Origin of the sequence: Microbacterium sp. AZCO (genome assembly GCF_039614715.1) — a bacterium.
Taxonomy (GTDB): Bacteria; Actinomycetota; Actinomycetes; order Actinomycetales; family Microbacteriaceae; genus Microbacterium.
Genome location: NZ_CP154857.1, coordinates 3,904,522 through 3,924,102 on the forward strand (window position 1 = coordinate 3,904,522; position 19,581 = coordinate 3,924,102).

Below are 19,581 nucleotides of genomic sequence, written 5' to 3' on the forward strand. Positions count from 1 at the left end.
GGGCTGCAAGTGCCGTCGATCGCTCGTCTCCGCGCCAAGGGGTGGGTCGGCGCGCTCGCCGCAGCGGCTCTCATCACGGCCGCTCTGGTCTCACCGGTCGTCGTGAGCACACCCGCCCTCGCCACCACGCCCGGTTCGCCCGGCACTCCGCAGCCGCCGACACCGCTCTTCACCGAAGACTTCTCCGCACGCAGCGCCAGCGCGGCGGCGATCGGCATCGAGACCTACCAGGGCGCTCCCGGCACCGCCTACGTCCCGGGGTCGAGCGGCGCGAGCTCGGAGACGTATTACGCGGATCCCAACTGGCGTATGGCGGCGCGCCTGTGCAACGGCTTCATCCTCAACGGCTCGACGCCCGTCGTCACGGGTGACCCGTGTGCCGGCAACGCCACGGGTCTCGGCTATCTGAAGCAGATCACGCAGTACATCGGCCGGTTCCAGGGGATGACGACGACCGCGGCGAACAGCAACCAGGCGCTTGCGGCGTGGACGTGGAACAGCCCGAATCCCGGTGCAGGGGTGCAGTTCCAGACGAACGCGCCGATCACGGCGGTCGACGGGCACTTCTATCGGGTCACTGCGGTCTTCGGCGAGGCCAACTGCACCGCCGGCGACGCACTCGAGCGGCTCTCGCTGATCGTGAACGGCACACTGCAGACCCTTGCGACGAACCTCGACCCCTGTAACGCGCCGGGATCGGTGGTCTTCACACCGCCCATCCAGAACGCGAACCTGCAGACGAAGGTCGCGTCCCTCACGACGCCCGCTCTCAAGGTCAAGAGCGCGAGCGCCGGCGTGCCGCCCACGCTCGGCATGCAGCTCTACAACGCCCAAGGCACAGGCTCGGGCAATGACGTCGTCTTCGATCTGCCGCAGATCATGGACGTCACTCCTCAGCTCGATAAGGCGTTCAGCCCGTCGACGATCGCCTCGGGGCAGACCTCGACGCTGACGTTCACCATCACCAACACGAATGAGCTGGGTCTCAAGGACGGCATCGGCTTCCGTGACAACCTGCCGTCGGGCGTCACCGCGACGGGCCTGAACTCGACGACCTGCACGAACGGCACCGTGACGGCGGCGGCCGGCGCGACGACGGCCGTCCTCACCGGCGCCCGGCTCAACCTCAACCAGAACTCGTGCACCGTGACGGTCCAGGTCACGGCGACGACGCCCGGGACCTACGTCAACGGCCCGGCGAACTTCCCGGCCGGCGTCGCGGGGCTGGACGGAGTGAACCCGCCGGCCGACACGACGCTGACCGTCACAGCCCCGGCATCCCTCAATCTCACGAAGTCGACGACGACGGAGGCCATCACCACCGTCGGCCAGGTCGTGACCTACCGCTTCCGACTGACGAACAACGGTCCGACGACCGTGTCGAACATCGTCGTGACCGATACGCAGGTGCCGCCCGCGTCCCAGGCGAACATGTCGGCCATCCGATGTGAGACGACGACCCTTGCTCCGGATGCCTCGACGACGTGCGTCGGCACGTACACGGTCTCCCAAGCCGATGTCACAGCCGGCAGCGTGACGGACCGGGCGACCGCGACAGCGACGAACCCTACCGGCGGCGCTGTGACGGCACCGGAGGTGACACTCACGCTCACGTCGCCGCAGCCGAGCATCTCGATCGTGAAGTCGACCACGACGACGCTCGTGAACACGGTCGGTCAGCAGGTGCCTTACGCCTTCCGCGTGACCAACACGGGCAATGTGACGCTGCTGAACGTCGGGGTGACCGACACGCAGACCCCGCCGGCGACCCAGGGTGGCCTTTCAGCGATCACGTGTCCGGAGACATCGCTCGCTCCGGGCGCGGCCGAGACCTGCACCGCGACGTACACCGCGACGCTCGCAGACCTCGTGAACCGGTCTATCAGCGACTCGGCGACGGCCTCGGGCACGACGAATGCGGGCACCACGGTGAACTCCCAGCCCTCGACCCTGAGCGTGCCGTCGGAGCCGCCCGGGAGCCTCTCGATCGTCAAGACGACCACCACTGCGGCGGTGACGGCGGTCGGCCAGTCGATCCCCTACACCTTCACGGTGACGAACAACTCGTCCTTCACGCTGACGAGCGTCGGCGTCACCGACACCGTCGAGGCGCCCTCACTTCCGGCAAACCTCTCGGCCATCACCTGCCAGTCGCTCTCGAATCCGGTCGCGACGTGCTCGGGCGCCACGGCGACCCTCGCCGCGGGTCAGGTGGCGACCTTCGCCGGCACCTACCAGACGACTCAGGCCGACGTGAACCAGGGCCGCGTCGCCGACTCGGCCATCTCGACGGGCCGCGACGCGAGCAACAACCTCGTGCAGTCCGGTCCGTCGCGCGTCGTGCTCAACGCGCCGATCTCGGCGCTCACGATCGCGAAGGCCACGGCGGTCACGAGCGTGTCCGCGGTCGGACAGCAGGTGCCGTACACGTTCACGGTGACGAACACCGGCAATCAGCCGCTCACGGCGGTGCGGGTCGATGACACACAGGTGGTGCCCGCGTCACAGGCGGGAATGTCGGCGGTCACCTGCCAGTCCCTCGCCAATCCGGTCGCGACGTGCTCGGGAACGGCGACGGCACTCGCCGCGGGTCAGGTGGCGACCTTCACCGGCACCTACACCGTGACCCAGGCCGATCTGAACAACGGCTCCGTCAACGACTTCGCCGTCGCGGTGGGCACGAACCCGTCGAACGCCACGATCACGTCGCCGCAGTCCTCGGCGACGGTCAACGCGTCGACGACGCCGCTGTCGATGGTGAAGTCCGTGGCGGAGGACGTCTACCGCACGATCGGGCAGTCCGTCCACTACACGTTCAGGGTGACGAACAACTCCGCCACGGTGTACCGGAACCTGCAGATCCAGGACACGCAGGTGGCCCCCGCCGTGCAGGAGAACCTCTCTAACGTGTCCTGCGCGCAGACGATCCTGCAGGCCGGGGAGTCGACGACGTGCTCCGCGACCTACACGGTGACGGCGGCCGACATCACGAACGGCACGCTGAGCGACTTCGCGACGGCCACGGGCATCGATGTCGGCGGCAACACGGCCACGACGGCTCGCTCGAGCACGATCATCCCCGCGCAGCAGGAGCCGTCGATCAGTCTGACGAAGTCGTCGACCGTCGCGCAGATCACATCGGCCGGCCAGCAGGTTCCGTACACGTTCACCGTCCGCAACACGGGCAACGTGACGGTGACCGGCGTGCAGGTGACCGACACGCAGACACCGCCGGCGTCGCAGGGGAACATGTCGGCGGTGGCGTGTCCGCCCGGGGATCTGGATCCGGGCAGCATCCTCACGTGCACGGGCACGTACACCGTGACGCAGGCCGATCTCGACAACGGCCTGCTGCACGACAGCGCGATCGCCCACGCCACCGCGCCGAGCGGCGCGACCATCGACTCGCTCGAGGCCGAGCTGACGGTCACCGCGAACCCGGCCCTCGAGGTCGTCAAGTCGTCGTCGACGACGCAGATCACGACGGTCGGACAGCAGGTGCCGTACACCTTCACGGTGAGGAACATCCGGGCGTCGGCCGTCAGCAACATCCAGGTGACAGACACCCCGGCGCCCCCGAGCCTGCAATCGTCCATGTCGGCGATCGTGTGCGACGCGACCACCCTCGCGGCGGGCGGGTCGACGACGTGCCGCGGCACGTACAGCGCGACCGCCGCCGATATCGCGAACGGGACAGTGGACGACTCGGCGACGGCGTCGGGCACCGACTCGACCGGGCTCCCGCTGCCGCCGTCCACACCGTCCGCGTACTCGATCCCGACCGTCGCAGCTCCAGAGCTGACGATCGACAAGTCCTCGAACACGTCGGTGATCACTCAGCTCGGCCAGGTCGTCTCCTACCGGTTCGTCGTGACCAACACCGGCAATGTGACGCTGTCCGACATCGACGTGGTCGACACGCCGACGCCGCCGGCGTCGGCGGCGGGGCTGTCGCCCATGTCGTGCCCGTACCCCACCCTCGACCCGGGCGAGTCCGAGACCTGCTCGGCGTCGTACACCGTGACGCAGGCCGACCTCGACAACCGGGCGGTCGCCGACTCCGCGGTCGCGACGAGCACGGCCCCGGATGGCAGCGCCGTCCAGTCGCAGCCCGACGCGCTCAGCATTCCTGCGCCGGCGACCGCGCCCGCACTGTCGATCGTGAAGACATCGACGCTCACGGGAATCGTGAGCCTCAATCAGCAGATCCCCTACACGTTCGTCGTCACGAACAACGGTGCCACCACGCTCACGAACGTCCGAGTGGACGACACGCAGATCGCGCCGGCCGTGCAGGCCAATCTTTCGAGCGTGATCTGCCGAGCCTTGACCAGCCCTGCGGCGACCTGCTCGGGCACGACCGCAACGCTCGCCCCCGGGCAGTCGGCGCGGTTCACGGCGAACTACACCACGACTCAGCCCGACTTCGACAATGGCCGCGTCGATGACAGCGCCGTCGCCGTGGGCACGAGCGGCGGGAGCCAGGTGACGTCCTCACCCTCGGCGTGGTCGGTGCCCGTGGATCCGGTCTCGCCCCTGCTGACGGTGACCAAGTCCTCGACGACGACCGTGGCGACGGCCGTGGGTCAACAGGTTCCGTACGTCTTCCACGTCACGAACACGGGCAATCAGACCCTGACGGACATCTCCGTGACGGACGTCGTCGCCTCCCCGTCGATCCAGACGAATCTGTCCGCGATCACGTGCCCGCCGGGGTCGCTCGCACCCGGCGCCTTCGTCGAGTGCGACGCGACCTACACCGCGACGACGGCCGATTTGAACTCGCGCGGGGTGGTCGACACGGCGGTCGCACACGGCACGACGCCCGCGGGCCGGGTGACGGATTCCAACGCGGCGCGCGTGTCGATTCCCACGGCGCAGACCCCCGGCATCCAGCTCGGCAAGGCGTCCACCACTTCGGCCGTCACGGCCGCGGGACAGCAGGTGCCGTACACGTTCACCGTCACGAACAGCGGCAACGTGGCCCTCACCGGGGTCAGCGTCACCGACACCGTCACGCCGCCTTCAGACCCCGCCAATCTGTCGGCGGTCACGTGCGTCGCGCTGTCGAACCCGGCCGACAGCTGCTCCGGGCCGACCGCCGCGCTCGCGGCCGGGCAGGTCGCCACCTTCACCGCGACCTACACCGCGACTCAGGCAGACGTCGACAGCGGATCGGTCAAGGACTCCGCCGTCGCGCACGGCACCCCGCCCGGGGCGGACGCACCGCTCGATTCCGCCCAGGCGGACCTCGCGATCCTGGCCCCGGCCGCTCCGAGGCTGTCGGTTGTGAAGTCCAGCAGCACGCCGGCGGCGACGGCGGCAGGGCAGCGGATCCCCTACACGTTCACCGTCACCAACACCGGGAACGTGACCCTCTCGGCGATCTCGATCACAGACACCGTCGCCCCGCCGTCCGATCCGGCGAACCTCTCGACGGTGACCTGCCCGCCCGGTGATCTGGCCCCGGGCCTGTCGGCAGACTGCACGGCGACCTACACGACGACGCAGGCCGACATGGACAACGGGGGCGCTGTCACCGACTCCGCGGTCGCACACGGCACCGCGCCCGGGGCCACCGCGCCGACCGACTCCGTCGAGGACCGCTTCGACGTGCCTGTCACCCAGACCCCCGGGATCAGTGTGGTCAAGAGCAGCGCGACCTCGACCGTGACCGGCGCGGGACAGCAGGTGCCCTACACGTTCACGGTGACCAACACGGGGAACGTGACCCTCACCGAGGTGGCTGTCACCGACACCGTCACTCCGCCGTCCGACCCGGCGGGACTCACCCCCGTCACGTGCGTGTCTCTCGCCAGCCCCGCCGCCGCTTGCAGCGGGCTGACGGCGACCCTCGTCCCGGGCCAGGTCGCCACCTTCACGGCGACCTACACGACGACGCAGGCCGACGTGGACAGCGGCTCGGTCAACGACGCCGCCACCGCGGCCGGTCTGCCGCCGGGATCGACGACACCGTTCACGTCGACGCAGTCGAGCGCGTCGATCGCCGCCCCCGAGGCGCCGAAGCTGACGGTGGTGAAGGAGAGCACGACCTTCTCGGTGGATGGGCCGGGGCAGGTCGTCCCCTACTCGTTCACGGTGACCAACACGGGCAACGTGACGCTGTCGCAGGTGTCGGTGACCGACACCGTCACCCCGCCCTCCGACCCGGTGAACCTTTCGGCGGTGACATGTGTGTCGCTCTCGAATCCGGCGGCGTCGTGTGCGGGGGCGTCGACGAGCCTGGTGCCGGGGCAGGTCGCGACGTTCGCGGCGTCGTACACCTCGTCGGAGGCGGACATGGATGCCGGGTGGGTGCGTGACTCCGCCGTGGCGCACGGCACGAGTCCGGGGAATGTCGTGGTCGGCTCGTCGGCGAGCCCGCACGAGATCCCGGCTCCCGCGATCCCCGGGCTGTCGCTGGTGAAGGCGACCACGACATCGGCGGTGACGGCGGCGGGGCAGCAGGTGCCGTACACGTTCACGGTGACCAACACCGGCAATGTGACGATCGCCGGGGTGCAGGTCACCGACTCGGTGACCGGCGACTCGGATCCGGCGAACCTGTCGGAGGTGACGTGCGTGGCGCTGTCCAACCCGGTGGCGCCGTGCTCGGGCGCGACCGCCACGCTGGCCTACGGACAGGTCGCGACCTTCACGGCGACGTACACGGTGACGCAGGCCGATGTCGACAGTGGCTCGGTCAACGACACGTCGGTCGCCGCGGGAGTGAGCGTCGCGGATCAGGACGTCGAGTCGAACACGAGCGATGTGTCGGTGCCGGTGACGCAGGCCGGCTCGCTCGAGCTCGTGAAGTCGTCGACGACCACCTCGATCACCGCCGCCGGTCAGAAGGTGCCCTACGCGTTCACGGTGACAAACACCGGCAACGTCACACTGACCGGCATCGGCGTGACGGACACTGTCGCGGCGCCGTCGGATCCGGCCGGCCTGTCTCCGGTCGTATGCCCAGCGGGTCCGCTGGCGCCCGCCGCTCAGATGGTCTGCACGGCGACGTACACGGTGTCGCAGGCCGACGTGGACGCGGGGGGTGCGCTGCGCGACGCCGCGGTCGCGCACGGCAGCCCGCCGACCGGTCCAAAGGCTGACTCGCCGGAGTCCGGGCTCGACATCCCCGTCTCGCAGTCACCCCATCTGACAGTGGTCAAGTCGACCTCCTCGACGGCGGTGAGCCGGGTCGCGCAGGAGATCCGCTACACGTTCACCGTCACCAACGACGGCAACGTCACGATGACCGACGTGTCGGTCAGCGATGCTGTGCGGGCGCCGTCCGACCCCGCGAACCTCACCAGGGAGACGTGTGTCGAGCTGGAGAGCCCCGCGGCCGACTGCCCCGACGCGCCGATCACCCTGCTCCCGGGTCAGACCGTCACCTTCACCGCGAGCTACACCACCACCGCCGCCGATCTCGCTGAGGGCACCGTCGCCGACGGTGCCACCGCAACCGGCACCCCGCCCGCCACAGCCGACAACCCGGCCCCCGCGCCGTGGACGACGCCCACCCCGTCGGTCGTGTCGCTGCCCGTCCTGCAGCCGGCCGGCCCGCCGAAGCTCCCGGTCGTCTCCGGCTGACCTCGGAAGATTGGCCCATGACTGACGCAGCGCCGCAGCCGAAGCCGCCGCTGGTCTCGGGGTGAGCGCGATCACGGGAGAATGACGACGTGACGGATGCGCCGAGCTCACCCCCGCCGCGACGCGAGTGGGCGGGTGTCGGAGTCGCGCTGGCCGTTGCGCTGGCGGTCGCGCTCTCGATCATGCTCACGATGCTCGTGCTCCCCGGTCTGCAGTCCGGCGGTACCGCGGAGCCGGCGGCATCCTCTTCCTCCTCCTCTTCGGAAGCCCCCGCTGTGCCCGTGCTCACGGCGGCGCAGGTCGCTGCACTCCCCGCCGTGCGTTACGACGCCGTCATCGGCGGGCTGCTTGCGTTCACGGGCGATGTCACGACCGTCATCGGCCGCTACGAATTGACGGAGGATGCGGCGATCTTCGGGTCGGACCGTCGCACCGCCGTCGCCCGGTTCCCGGCGAAGGACTTCCTCGACGAGCCGTCGACCGTCGTCGTGGTGGGGTCCGAGGGTGCCTGGATGCTCGTGCTGACGCCCGCCCGGGTGTCACTGCCCTCTGCCTCGGCCGGATCGGCGCCCGCGCAGAGCGCGGGGTGGGTCGCGGCATCCGCTCTCCATCGCATCGCAGATCTGAACGACCAGATCGTCATCAGCGCCGGCGGGCAGACGCTCACCATCAAGCGGGCTGGGTCGCCGGACGTCAGCTTCGACGTGGGGGTCGGGACGCCCGAGACGCCGACCCCGACCGGTGTGACGGGATACCTGCAGCAGCGCTACCTCGATGCCTCACAAGGAGCGGACGTGTACCCCATCCAGCTGACGTCGCTGCACTCGTCGGCCGCGGACGAGCCATACGAAGGCGAGGACGGCGGGCTCATCGGCATCCACTACAACCCGGACAACGCGGGTGCGGTGTCGCACGGCTGCGTGCGTCTCCCGGAGGAGGCCATCATCGCCGTCAACCGGCTCCCGCTCGGCACGCCGGTCTCGATCGTCGAGTGACCACGTCTGACAGGAGATGCTCGGAGACATGACGAGCACGCACGCGCGACGCGGCCGCTGGGCGATCGCCCTCACTCTGCTGGGAGCGCTCGCTCTCGCCGGATGCACCGCCGGTGAGCAGGAGGAGACGCCGACGACGTCGTCGGCGACCGCGACGAATGTCAACGGACTCCCCGACGGCGTGCAGCAGGCGACCGAGGTGCCCACCGAGGTCGCCAACACGCCCGCGCTGCGCGCCAATGTGCAGGTGTCGGCGTGCGAGGCCGCCGACGGCGGCTGGTCGGCGAGCGGCACCGCGCGCAACCCCGGCGATGCCGACACGGCGTACACGATCACGATCTTCTTCACGACGGACGGCGGCACCGTGATCGGCACGGGTGAGACGAAGGTCGACGTCGCCGCAGGCGAGTCGGAGGACTGGACGGTCACGGCGCAGCTGACTCCCGCCCCGACGACCCTCTGCGTGCTGCGGGGCGTCGGCTGACCCCGGCTCAGACGCGTCGGTGACCCCGCGCGCAGCGGGTCGACCCGGGCGTTCCGCTGCCTACGGGAGCGGCCGTGGCCGGGCGAGCGGCATGACCGCCGACATCAGCCAGCGCGGCATCCGGAACATGGGCCTGTCCTTGCCGAGGGCGTCGATCGCGGCCATCTCGGCTGCCGTCAGCTCGAAGTCGAAGATGTCGATGTTGGCGGCGATGTGGGCCGGGTTCGTCGATTTGGGTATTGCGACGAAGCCGCGCTGCACGTGCCAGCGCAGGATCACCTGCACGGGGGTCTTGCGGTGCGCGCCGGAGGCGGCGACGATCGCGGGCTCGGAGAGCAGCTTCTTCGCACCGTGGCCCAGGGGGTACCAGGCCTCGGCGACGATGTCGTGCGCGGCGAGGTAGGGGAGCAGCTCGGGCTGCTGCCAGTGCGGATGCAGCTCGACCTGGTTCACGGCGGGTTGGATGCGCGCGTGCGGCCGCAGCGCCTCGAGGTCGGCGACGGTGAAGTTGCTGACGCCGATGGCGCGCACGGTGCCCTCGTCGACGGCCTCCTCCATCGCCCGCCATGCCCCCTTCACATCGCCCACGGGCTGGTGCTGCAGCAGCAGGTCGATGTGGCCGCAGTCGAGCCGGTCGAGCGACGCGGCGATCGCCGCGCGCGCCTTGTCGTAGCCGAAGTCGGCGGGCCACAGCTTCGTCGTGAGGAAGATGTCCTCGCGCGGCACGCCGGAGGAGCGGATGCCGCGTCCCACCGCGCGCTCGTTGCGGTAGGCCGTCGCCGTGTCGATGAGCCGGTAGCCGGAGGCGAGGGCGGCGAGCACGCTCGACTCGCAGACCGCGATGTCGGTCACCAGGTAGACGCCGAGGCCGAGCTGCGGCATCCTGAGTCCGTTCGAGAGCGCGACGCTCGTCACCATGGTCATTCCTTCGCTCGGGCAGCGATGATGCTCTGATTTTCGAGCCGCCGAGCCCTCTCGTCTACTGCTTCGTCGAACGAAGACGATCGACGGCCGCCCGCAACTTCACAACATCCCGCATTCCGTCGTATCAGGACGGCGGCGACGCGCTCTTCACTGGTGGACCGAACCGCACACCCAGGGGGCCGCAATGGAACCGACGTACGTCTCCGAACTCCGCTACACCCACCTCGTGGGCACCTATCAGCAGGTGAAGAGCCTGGCCGTCTACCAGGCGGATACACCTGAGACCGTCTTCGAGCGGACGGTCTCGTCGCTCTTCCTGCAGGGCCAGGAGCAGCTGCATCGGGAGGAGTACGCGCTCGCCCTGCGATCGTTCCGCGAGCTGCAGGCGCTCATCCTCAACACGGTCAATCCGCAGCTGCCGGTCGACCCCAACACCGTGTGGTGGAAGTTCCCCTTCGACGTCTCGCTCATCGACCTGATCGGGTCGCAGGCGGTGAAGGTGCTCAACGCCGCGCCCGAGAAGCGGTTCAACCTTCCCGCCGAGATCGCCAGTCAGGTCAACGTCCTGCCCGAGGCCATCTCGAAGGACCTCATCGCCGCGCCGATCCGGGTCTCGTCGTTCCAGGCGACGGTGGGCCCCGTGGTCGCCTCTGGTGCCGCGCTGGCGGCGGCCTCGGACTGGGAGGGGGCGCTCGCCCAGTACACCGCGGCGCTCGACGAGGTGCCGGCGGGGGAGAAGATCGTGCGGTCCGCCATGCTGCAGGACATCGCGCTCCTCAACGAGAAGGCAGGGAAGTCCGACGTCGCGCTGCAGTTCGCGCAGGATGCCCTCAAGGCCGCCAAGAGCGCGCCGCCCGACGCGCAGGTGACGGCGCTCGACGTCGCGACGGGCATCGCCCGGCGTGCGGGCAACGCCGACCTCGCGACGAAGTTCAGCGGGCAGGCCGACGAGCTGCGCGCGACCAACAATCTCAACCCGCTCGTCTTCCGGCTCGCGGCGGCGCCCGAGGGCGCAGGCGCCGACGGAGTCGCGTTCGGACGCGCGGCGCGCTTCGCACGCGTGCAGCGCTTCGGCGGCGCCTTCCAGCCGCAGGAGGCGATGGATGCCGCAGCCGCCGTCGCCGTGGCCGCGCCCGACATGGTCGCTCAGCCGCAGCTGATCGCCTCGCAGGTCATCGGCCAGGCCGCCGGCGTGCGCACCTTCGTCGCGCAGGGCTTCGCCGATCAGATCGCCCTCGAGCTCGACGGCGACGCGCCGACGAAGATGCGGTCCTTCCTGAAGTCGCACGCGGAGGCGACCGACCTGCGGCTCATCTCGGCGTATCTGGTCAACCCGACGAAGATCGTGGCGTACCTGCCGCACATGTACTTCTTCACGATCCCGATGGCGATCGGGGACTGCCTCGCGGGGCTCGGCGACCTCGACGAGGCGATCGCGACGTATCGCGGCATCCTCGTCTATCCGCTCATCAACCAGACCGTCGAGAACGTCGATCTGTGGACGCGGCTCGCGCAGGCGTACCTCGATCAGGGCGATCGGGCCTACCGAGAGGCGCGCGACGACCTCGCCGCGTACGACGCGGCGCGCGAGGCGTACGAGCAGATCGTCGCGGGCGACGGCACGGTGCCGGGCGGTTCGGCCCTCTATGCCGACGCGAGCTTCGCGGGCATCCGGACTCGCATGGAGGCGTTCCTCGCGGCGGCCGACAAGGTCGCGCACGACGACAACCCCGCCCTGACCTCGATCGTGCTGCAGGCGCTCACCCGGCTGCAGCAGATCGCCGCCGGTCTGAACTTCTTCGGCTTCGCTCCCGACTACCTCCCGCCCTTCAGCTTCGAATACCTGCAGACGACGACGCGCTACTTCGCGCAGCAGGCGTCGCAGGCCGAGCAGCGGTACATCCAGTTCAAGAGCCAGGCCGAGAACGAGCAGCTGCAGCGCGACCAGCTCGCGCAGCAGGCCGACGTCGCCCGGCAGTCCGTCGTGCTGGAGCAGCGCGGTGTGGCCGAAGCGCAGCGGGGAGTGGATGCCGCGAACGCGAGCATCAACTACGCGAACGTGCAGCTGAACAACGCGAAGCAGGCCAAGCAGGACTTCGACGACAATCGCTGGGAGCTGCTGGGACTCGCCGAGGCCGAGGCGTGGGCGAGTGCCGCGGCGGTCGACAAGGACGACGAAGTGCTGCTCACCTGGACGGGGAACGCGTACAACTCGAAGGACAAGCGGCGCAGCGTCGTCTTGAAGGAGCTCGCCTACAAGCGCACGCGGCTCTCGCAGGACCTCGAGGCGAACCGGCTCGGGCGCGAGATCGCGTCGGCGCAGGCGTACACCGCCGTCGCCCAGGCTCAGCGCGGCCAGGCGCTCGCGCGGGTGGCGACGGCGCAGCAGCGGGTCGTCGTGGCCCAGCTGCAGCAGAAGTACGCCGAGCAGAACCGCGACTTCCTCGACATGAAGGAGTTCGGCGCGCAGCTCTGGTACGACCTCGCGGCGCAGGCCAAGCGGCTGCGCACGCGGTACCTCGACATGGCGACCGAGATGGCGTTCCTCACCGAGCGGGCCTACAACGCCGAGACCGGCCGCGAGATCCACGCCGTGCAGTACGACTACGGCCACACGTCGTCGGGCAACCTCATGGGCGCCGACCTGCTGCTCGCCGACGTCGACTACTTCACGTACGACCTCGTCACGACGACCAAGACGCGCAAGCAGCCGATCAAGACGACGATCAGCCTCGCCGACGCCTATCCCGTGCAGTTCAGCTCGTTCGCCTCGAGCGGCGTGCTGATGTTCGAGACGGCGCTGGAGGACTTCGATCGCCTGCAGCCGGGGCTGTACCTCGCGAAGCTGCGCAGCGTCGAGGTGACGCTCATCGGCGTCACGTCGGCGACGACGGTGTCGGGCACCCTCCGCAACGTCGGCGTCTCGCGCTTCCGCGCGGTCGACGGCACAGTGGTCGAGCGGCACTATCCCGCCGATGTCATGGTGCTCTCGCAGTTCGACCTGCGCGCCGATGCGCTCGTCTTCCCGTTCAGCCCCAACGACCTGCGGCTGTTCGAGAACAACGGCGTCGCCACCTCGTGGCAGCTCGAGCTGCCCGCCGCCGCGAACGACTTCGACCTGTCCGACATCGTCGACGTGCACATCGGCCTCTACTACGACGGATTCTTCGATCCGACGCTCGAGACGCAGGTGCGGGCGGCGCTGCCGACGACCGGGAGCGCGTCGCGGGCCGTCTCGATGGCGATGTCGTTCCCCGACGAGCTCTTCTACCTCGTGAACAAGGGCGAGGGCGAGCTCACGATCGACGCGTCCCTGTTCGCCGCGAACCAGCGCAATGCCGTGCGCACGAGCGCGAGCGTCAAGATCACCGGATCGGGTGGCGGCGGCGTGAGCCTCACCCTCACGTCGGCGAACGCGGGCGAGATGTCGCTCACGACCGACGCCGACGGCGTCGCCGATGACAGCGCCGCTGCGTCGCCGTTGCGAGCGCTGCGCGGAAAGAGCGCGCTCGACGTCCTCACGGTGACGATCTCGGCCGCCGACAACCCCGGCCTCGTCACCGACGGCGCCCTCGACCCCGACAAGCTCGGCGATGTGCTCGTGTTCTTCGAGTACACGTTCGACTACGCCTGAACGGACGCGCCATGTCGGCCACAGAGCAGACCTCCGCGCCCGGAGGCACCGGATCGGCGTCGGGCGCAGGCCAGGGATTCGACGTCAATCTCTCGACGGGCACCGCGACCTCGAACTACACGCTCCTCCTGCCGGACGGCGTCGCGGGCCAGAAGCCGCAGCTGTCGATCGAGTACAACCACAACGCGGGTCTCGGACCCTTCGGGCTCGGCTGGATCCTCCCGACCCGGTCGATCCGCAGCGCGATCGATCACGGCACTCCGACAGGAACGGCGACGGACCGCCTCCTCGACGGCGGTGCCGAGATCGTGCCGCTGGGCGCCGGTCTGTTCGGGGCGCTTCGCGAGGCCGCATTCTCGCGCTACACCCGCACGGGCGACGGATGGCTCATCGAGGACCGCAACGGCACGACCCACGAGCTCGGTGTCACCGAGGAGTTCCGGGTCGCCGACCCGCAGCATCCCGATCGCCCGCTCGAATGGCTCCTTCAGACGACTCGGGATGCCTCCGGCAACCGCATCGACTACGGCTACACGCGCGACCGGGGTCAGGTCTACCTCGCCTCGGTGCGCTACGCACGCTACGAGGTGCGCTTCACCTATGAGGATCGCCCGGATGCCCGCCACGACGGGCGGCTCGGGTTCAGCCGGTGGGTCGCGCTGCGCGCGAGCCGCGCCGATCTCGTGCTCGACCCCGGCGCGCACGAGCGCGTCATCCGCACGTGGTCGTTCGGGTACGACATCGCACCGGGGAGCGGAGTGTCACTGCTCACGAGCGTCGGGCTCGTCGCACGCGGCGACGCGGCGGACGGCTCGCAGGACGTCACCCGGCCGACGGTGACGTACGCCTACTCCGGCTTCGACCTCGGGGCGTTCCGCCCGTCGATCATGGACGCCGACGGCGCCCCGCCGCCCCCGCTGACCGACCCCGACGTCGCGCTCGTCACTCTCGACGACGCGCCGCTGCCCGGCATCCTCTCCACTCGTGACGGCCGGCAGACGTACTGGCCGAACCGCGGGAACGGCCGGTTCGGTCGGCCGCGTCCTGTGCCGCGGACGCCCCTTGTCTCGTCGTTCCAGCGGGCGGGGCTCGCGCTCGTCGACATCGACGGATCGGGCACGGCCGACCTCGTCGTCGCGGCGACGAACGCGGCGCAGGGCTTCTACCGCAACGGCGGGCGGGCGGGATGGGATCGCTTCGTCGCCTACCCCGGCACGAGCGCGACGCCGTCCTGGCGCGACCGCTCTCTGCGCCTCCTCGACGCCGACGGCGACGGCGCGATCGACGCGGTCGCCGCGACGCGCGGCGGACTCAGGTGGTGGCGCAACCGCGGCGAGGACGGCTGGGCCGACGCCGTGCTCGCGCTGTCGCCGGACATCGCGGGGGTCGACCTGACCTCCGGCGACGTGCACTTCGCCGACATGACGGGAGACGGCGCGGCCGACCTCGTGCGCGTGCGGTCGGGGAGCGTCGAGTACTGGCCGAGCCTCGGCGACGGCCGGTTCGGCGCGCGGGTCGTCATGGCGGATGCGCCCCGGCTGCCGCGGGCGGCGTCGGAGGTGCTGCTCGTCGATCTCGACGGCGACGGCTGCGCCGATCTCGTCGTGCTCGACGCGCACGGAGTGACGGTCGCGCTGAACCGGAACGGGATCGGGTTCGCATCCCCGGTGACTCGGCCGATCGGCCCCGTGCCGACGGCGGGCAGCGTCCGGGCCGTCAACATGGACGGAGGCCCTGCGGCCGGCCTCGTCTGGTCGACGCCTGTTCATCGCGGGTCCGCCTACGTGCGGTGGAGCGCCCCCGGCATCCCGCCGGCCTACCTGCTGCGCTCGAGCGACAACGGCTCCGGCCTCGTCGCCGAGCTGACCTACCGGGCAGCGGTCGACGACCTCATCCGCGATCGCGAGGCCGACCGCGACGCCGCGTGGACGACGAACTTCCCGTTCCCGTACACGGTCGTGGCAGCGGTCGTCGAGACGGATGCCGTCTCGGGCCGGCGCACCGAGGTGCAGTACCGCTACCACGAGGCGCACTTCGAGCCCCGGACGCGGCAGTTCCAGGGCTTCCGGAAGACCGAGAGGCTGACCGTCGGCGACGACAGCCGGGCGACCGTGCGCGAAGTGCACACGTTCCTCATGGCGCAGGAGCGCGTGCCGGGCAACGGGCCCGGACACGCCTCGCTCAACGGCCTGCTCGCGACGGTGGAGACGTACTCCGACGACGGCGGCCCCTCCGCCGGCCGGCCCTACCGCGTCGAGACGACGCTGCACGGGCTGACCGTGCTCGACGAGTTCGACGACGGCCGGCAGCGCGTCTTCGTCCGGGCCGACGAACACCGCATCGACGACTCGGAGCGCGGCGACGATATGCGCACCGAACGCAAGACGTACACGTACGACGAGGTCGGCAACGTCGTGCGCGAGGTGCAGACCGGGGCCGGCATCCTGGGCGGTGCTCCCGTGCCCGAGATGGTGCTCGTCCGCGAGACCCAGTACGCCCGGAGCGACACGCGGTACCTCGTCGACCACCCGAGCCGCACCGTCCTCCGCGACGGGGCCGGAGCGCTCCTCGACGAGCAGCGCATCCACTACGACGGCGCCGACTTCACGGGGCTTCCGCTCGGTCAGGCCGACCGCGGCCTGCGCACCCGCCAGGACGCCCTCGTGCTGAGTCGCGCCGACTTCGACGCGCAGTACGCGGGGATGGATGCCTCGGCCCTCGGCTACAGCTTCGACGCCGACGTCGACGGCACCCCCGCGGTCTTCAGCACGCCGTCTCGATCCCGCTACGACGCGCGCGGGCTGACCGTCGAATCGCTCGACCCCCTGGGCGTCTCGACGCGCTTCACCTTCGACGATGCGGGGCTGTTCCGCACGGGTCTCGACGACGCCTTCGGCCACTCCGCCTTCGAGTACGACCCCGTGACGGGCCAGCTGCTGCGCACGACGCTCGCCGACGGATCCACGACGGTCTTCCGCTACGACGCACAGGGCCGCGCGCTCGCCTCGGCGCTGCCGGGCGAGGACATCGACGACCCCGCTGCGTCGTACTCGTACGACGAGACGACCGTGCCCCACTCGAGGACGACCCGCATCCGGCTCGCCGACGGCAGCCACGCCGACAACGTCGCGTACTACGACGGCACCGGCAAGGAGTTCCAGGTGCGCACCACCGTGACGCCCGGCCAGGTCGTGGTGTCGAGCGTCGTCCGCCGCAACCCGTGGGGCGATCCCGCCGAGGAGTTCGAGCCGACCTTCGCCGCCGCTCTCGCGTTCGCGCCCGTCGACACGGCGGGCCGGCCATCGCGCACCTTCGAGTACGACGGCATCGGACGGGTGGTGCGCTGCGTCGACTACGGCGGCGGCGTCTCGACCGCGACCTTCGAGGCCTTCGCCGTCGAGACGCGCGACGCGGTGTCGAACGACTCCTCCGCGGAGGCGATCGCCCGCGGACGCGCCGACACCCCGCACCGCGAGGAGTTCGACGCCCTGCGCAGGGTCGTCCGCGTGGCCGAGCTGCACGCCGGCGACGTCCTGGAGGAGACGCGCTACACGATCGGCCCCGCGGGCGAGCTCACGGCCGTCGGCGACGGCGTGCGCGAGAAGTTCTCGTACACCTACGACCGCCGGGGATGCCGGCTCTCGGTGACCTCGGTCGAGGCGGGCGTGCGCACCGTCTGGTACGACGGACGCGGCAAGCCCGTGCGCACGAAGGACGGCTCGGGGCACGACCTCGCCGCCGACTGGGACGACGCCGGCAGGCTCCTCCGGCTCGCCGAGGGCGCGACGACGCTCGAGTCCTACGTCTACGACACGGCCGCGCAGCACGCGCTCGGCCGCCTCGCGTCGGTCGAGTACGCGGGCGGGTCGCAGCGGTACGAGTACGACGCGGCCGGGCGCCTGACGACGCGCATCCATGCCTTCGACGGCGTCGCCGAGCCGGAGACGCTCGGCTTCGAGTACGACCCCGTCGGACGGCAGACCGCCGTCGTGCACACCGACGGGAGGCGGATCGAGAACGAGCTCACGGCGAACGGCTGGCTCGCCGGCATCCACGGGGTCATCGACGCGATCGAGCATGACGCGCGCGGGCTCGCGACGCGGATCGCCTACGCCAACGGCGTCGTGACGACGACGGAGTACGGGCCCGGCCCCGGGTCGCTCCGGCACCGGCGCACGCTCTCGAAGGCCGGAGCCGTGCTGGAGGACATCGCCTTCGATCACGACGCCGGGGGCCAGCTGATCGCAGCGGCCGACGCGGCGCCCGGCGGGCGCACGCGCGACTACCGCTACGACCCGCTCGGCCAGCTGATCGGCAGTGCGGATGCCGGGGGCTCCGCCCACTCGTACGCCTACACCGGCCGCAACCTCGTGACCAACGACGAGGCCGCCGTGGCGCTCGGCTACACCGTCGCGCAGGGAGACCGACTGACCTCGGTCGTCGCGCAGGGGCACCCCGCCTTCGTCGTCGCGCACGACCTCGGCGGCAACCTCCTGTCGCTCCCCGGCCAGCAGTACCGGTACAACGCCAAGAACGAGCTGATCGGCCTGACGACCGACGCCGGCGTCATGGCGGAGTACGGCTACGACCACCTCGGCCTGCGGACGACGAAGAGCGTGACGGCCGCCGACGGCACCGTGTCGACGAGCCGCTTCGTGCTCGAGCACGCCGTCGTCGAGGACGACCGCCGCACCCTCTTCGTGACGGTCGGCGCTCTGCGCGTCGCGGTGATCGGCCCCGACGGCACGACGTGGCTGCACGACGGCGCGAGCGTCGGCACGACGGCTTTCGTGACGGATGCCACCGGCGAGCGCGCCGGCACCGTCGACGTGCTCCCGTTCGGCACCACCGCCGCGCAGGATGGCGCGGTCGCGCACCAGACGTACGGGCTGCATCCCGTCGACCTGGAGAGCGGGCTCGTCTACATGCGGCGCCGCTACTACGCGCCGTCCATCGGGCGCTTCCTGACGCCCGACCTCCTGGCGCTGTACCAGCCGGAGAAGTTCCTCCACGCCCCGGCATCCCTCCATCTGTACGCGTATGTCGCGAACGACCCGAGCGACAAGGTCGACGTCGACGGGCTGTCGTTCTGGAGCTTCGTCGGATCGGTCGCCGGGGTCGTCGTCGGCATCGTGGTCGGCGTGCTGATCGTCGCCGCCGTCGTCGCGACGGGCGGGATCGCGGGCGTCCTCATCGGCATCGGCCTCGCGATCGGGGCAGGGCTCGTCGTGACCGGCATCTCGTACATCGTCGCGAGCGCCGTCGACCCGAACTCGGGCTTCGGCCAGTTCATGCGCGGGTTCATGATCGGCTTCAACGCGGGGATGAACGGCGTGCTCGCGGCCGCGATCTTCGGACCCGTCGTGGGCGTCGCGCTCGGGGTGATCAACTTCCTCGCGACCTTCGACGGCGTCGCGAAGAACTCGGTGTACCAGGGCATCCTCGGCTGGACGAGCTGGCTCATGCCGATGTCGTGGGCCGTCAACGCGCTCGGCCTGGCGTTCTACGCCGTCAACCTCATCCTCGCTGGCGTCACCCTCAACAAGGTGGATGCCCTCAAGATCGACAAGCTCGGCATCGACTGGAAGACCGGGTCTCTCGTCATGGTCGGCGGCGCCATCCGCAACGGGACGGCGTTCGACATGGGCCACTTCGTGTTCATCGATCCCGCGCACCTGAAAGACGGCGATCCCGACCGCAGCTACGACGCGCTCGTCGCCCACGAGACGGGCCACACGCTGGCGTTCGCGGCGTTCGGGACGGCGTTCGGCCTGGCCGACCTCATCGGGGAGAACGTCGTGGGCCTGGGCGCCGACGACTACGGCGAGAAGATCGCCGAGAGCCACGCGAACCGGCCCGGGAGGCCGACGATCCCGATGTGGGGGTGACGCCCGGGCTGCAGCTCCGCGCTCGTGTCGCTCGGGGAGGGGATGGCGCTTCGGGAGGAGGGG

6 protein-coding genes are annotated in these 19,581 nt (G+C 70.3%); 5 read left to right on the forward strand and 1 reads right to left on the reverse strand.

Going from position 1 to position 19,581, the window contains the following annotated elements; genetic code table 11:
• Nucleotides 1-9: 9 nt before the first annotated feature.
• From AAIB33_RS17820 to AAIB33_RS17830, 3 genes are all read left to right on the forward strand, one after another.
• Entirely contained in the window at nucleotides 10-7,593 is a 7,584-nt protein-coding gene (locus tag AAIB33_RS17820) for a hypothetical protein (RefSeq protein WP_345801291.1), read from the forward strand.
• 89 nt (nucleotides 7,594-7,682) lie between these two features.
• Nucleotides 7,683-8,588: a L,D-transpeptidase gene (locus AAIB33_RS17825; RefSeq protein WP_345801292.1), complete on the forward strand. Its 906-nt coding sequence runs from the start codon at nucleotides 7,683-7,685 to the stop codon at nucleotides 8,586-8,588.
• Nucleotides 8,589-8,616: 28 nt separating this feature from the next.
• Nucleotides 8,617-9,072, forward strand: coding sequence for a hypothetical protein (locus AAIB33_RS17830; protein ID WP_345801293.1), 456 nt, complete (start codon nucleotides 8,617-8,619; stop codon nucleotides 9,070-9,072).
• A gap of 60 nt (nucleotides 9,073-9,132) precedes the next feature.
• Here the strand turns inward: AAIB33_RS17830 and AAIB33_RS17835 are convergent, their stop codons facing one another.
• Nucleotides 9,133-9,990, reverse strand: a complete 858-nt coding sequence (locus AAIB33_RS17835; protein ID WP_345801294.1) for an aldo/keto reductase — start codon at nucleotides 9,988-9,990, stop codon at nucleotides 9,133-9,135.
• Between the two features lie 190 nt (nucleotides 9,991-10,180).
• On the opposite strand from AAIB33_RS17835, the gene AAIB33_RS17840 reads away from it, so the two are divergent.
• Both AAIB33_RS17840 and AAIB33_RS17845 read left to right on the forward strand, forming a co-directional pair.
• A complete protein-coding gene (locus AAIB33_RS17840) occupies nucleotides 10,181-13,630 on the forward strand; it encodes a hypothetical protein (protein ID WP_345801295.1) in 3,450 nt (1,149 codons plus the stop codon).
• An 11-nt stretch (nucleotides 13,631-13,641) separates the two neighbouring features.
• Nucleotides 13,642-19,518 carry a toxin TcdB middle/N-terminal domain-containing protein gene (locus AAIB33_RS17845; protein WP_345801296.1) on the forward strand — a complete coding sequence of 1,959 codons (5,877 nt, stop codon included), beginning with the start codon at nucleotides 13,642-13,644 and terminating at the stop codon, nucleotides 19,516-19,518.
• Nucleotides 19,519-19,581 lie beyond the last annotated feature (63 nt).

Excerpts from the sequence above, each read along its gene's own strand:
- AAIB33_RS17830 (WP_345801293.1), top strand. The coding sequence starts at position 8,617 with ATGACGAGCACGCACGCGCGACGCGGCCGCTGGGCGATCGCCCTCACT.
- AAIB33_RS17845 (WP_345801296.1), top strand. The coding sequence starts at position 13,642 with ATGTCGGCCACAGAGCAGACCTCCGCGCCCGGAGGCACCGGATCGGCG.
- AAIB33_RS17840 (WP_345801295.1), top strand. The coding sequence starts at position 10,181 with ATGGAACCGACGTACGTCTCCGAACTCCGCTACACCCACCTCGTGGGC.
- AAIB33_RS17835 (WP_345801294.1), bottom strand. The coding sequence starts at position 9,990 with ATGGTGACGAGCGTCGCGCTCTCGAACGGACTCAGGATGCCGCAGCTC.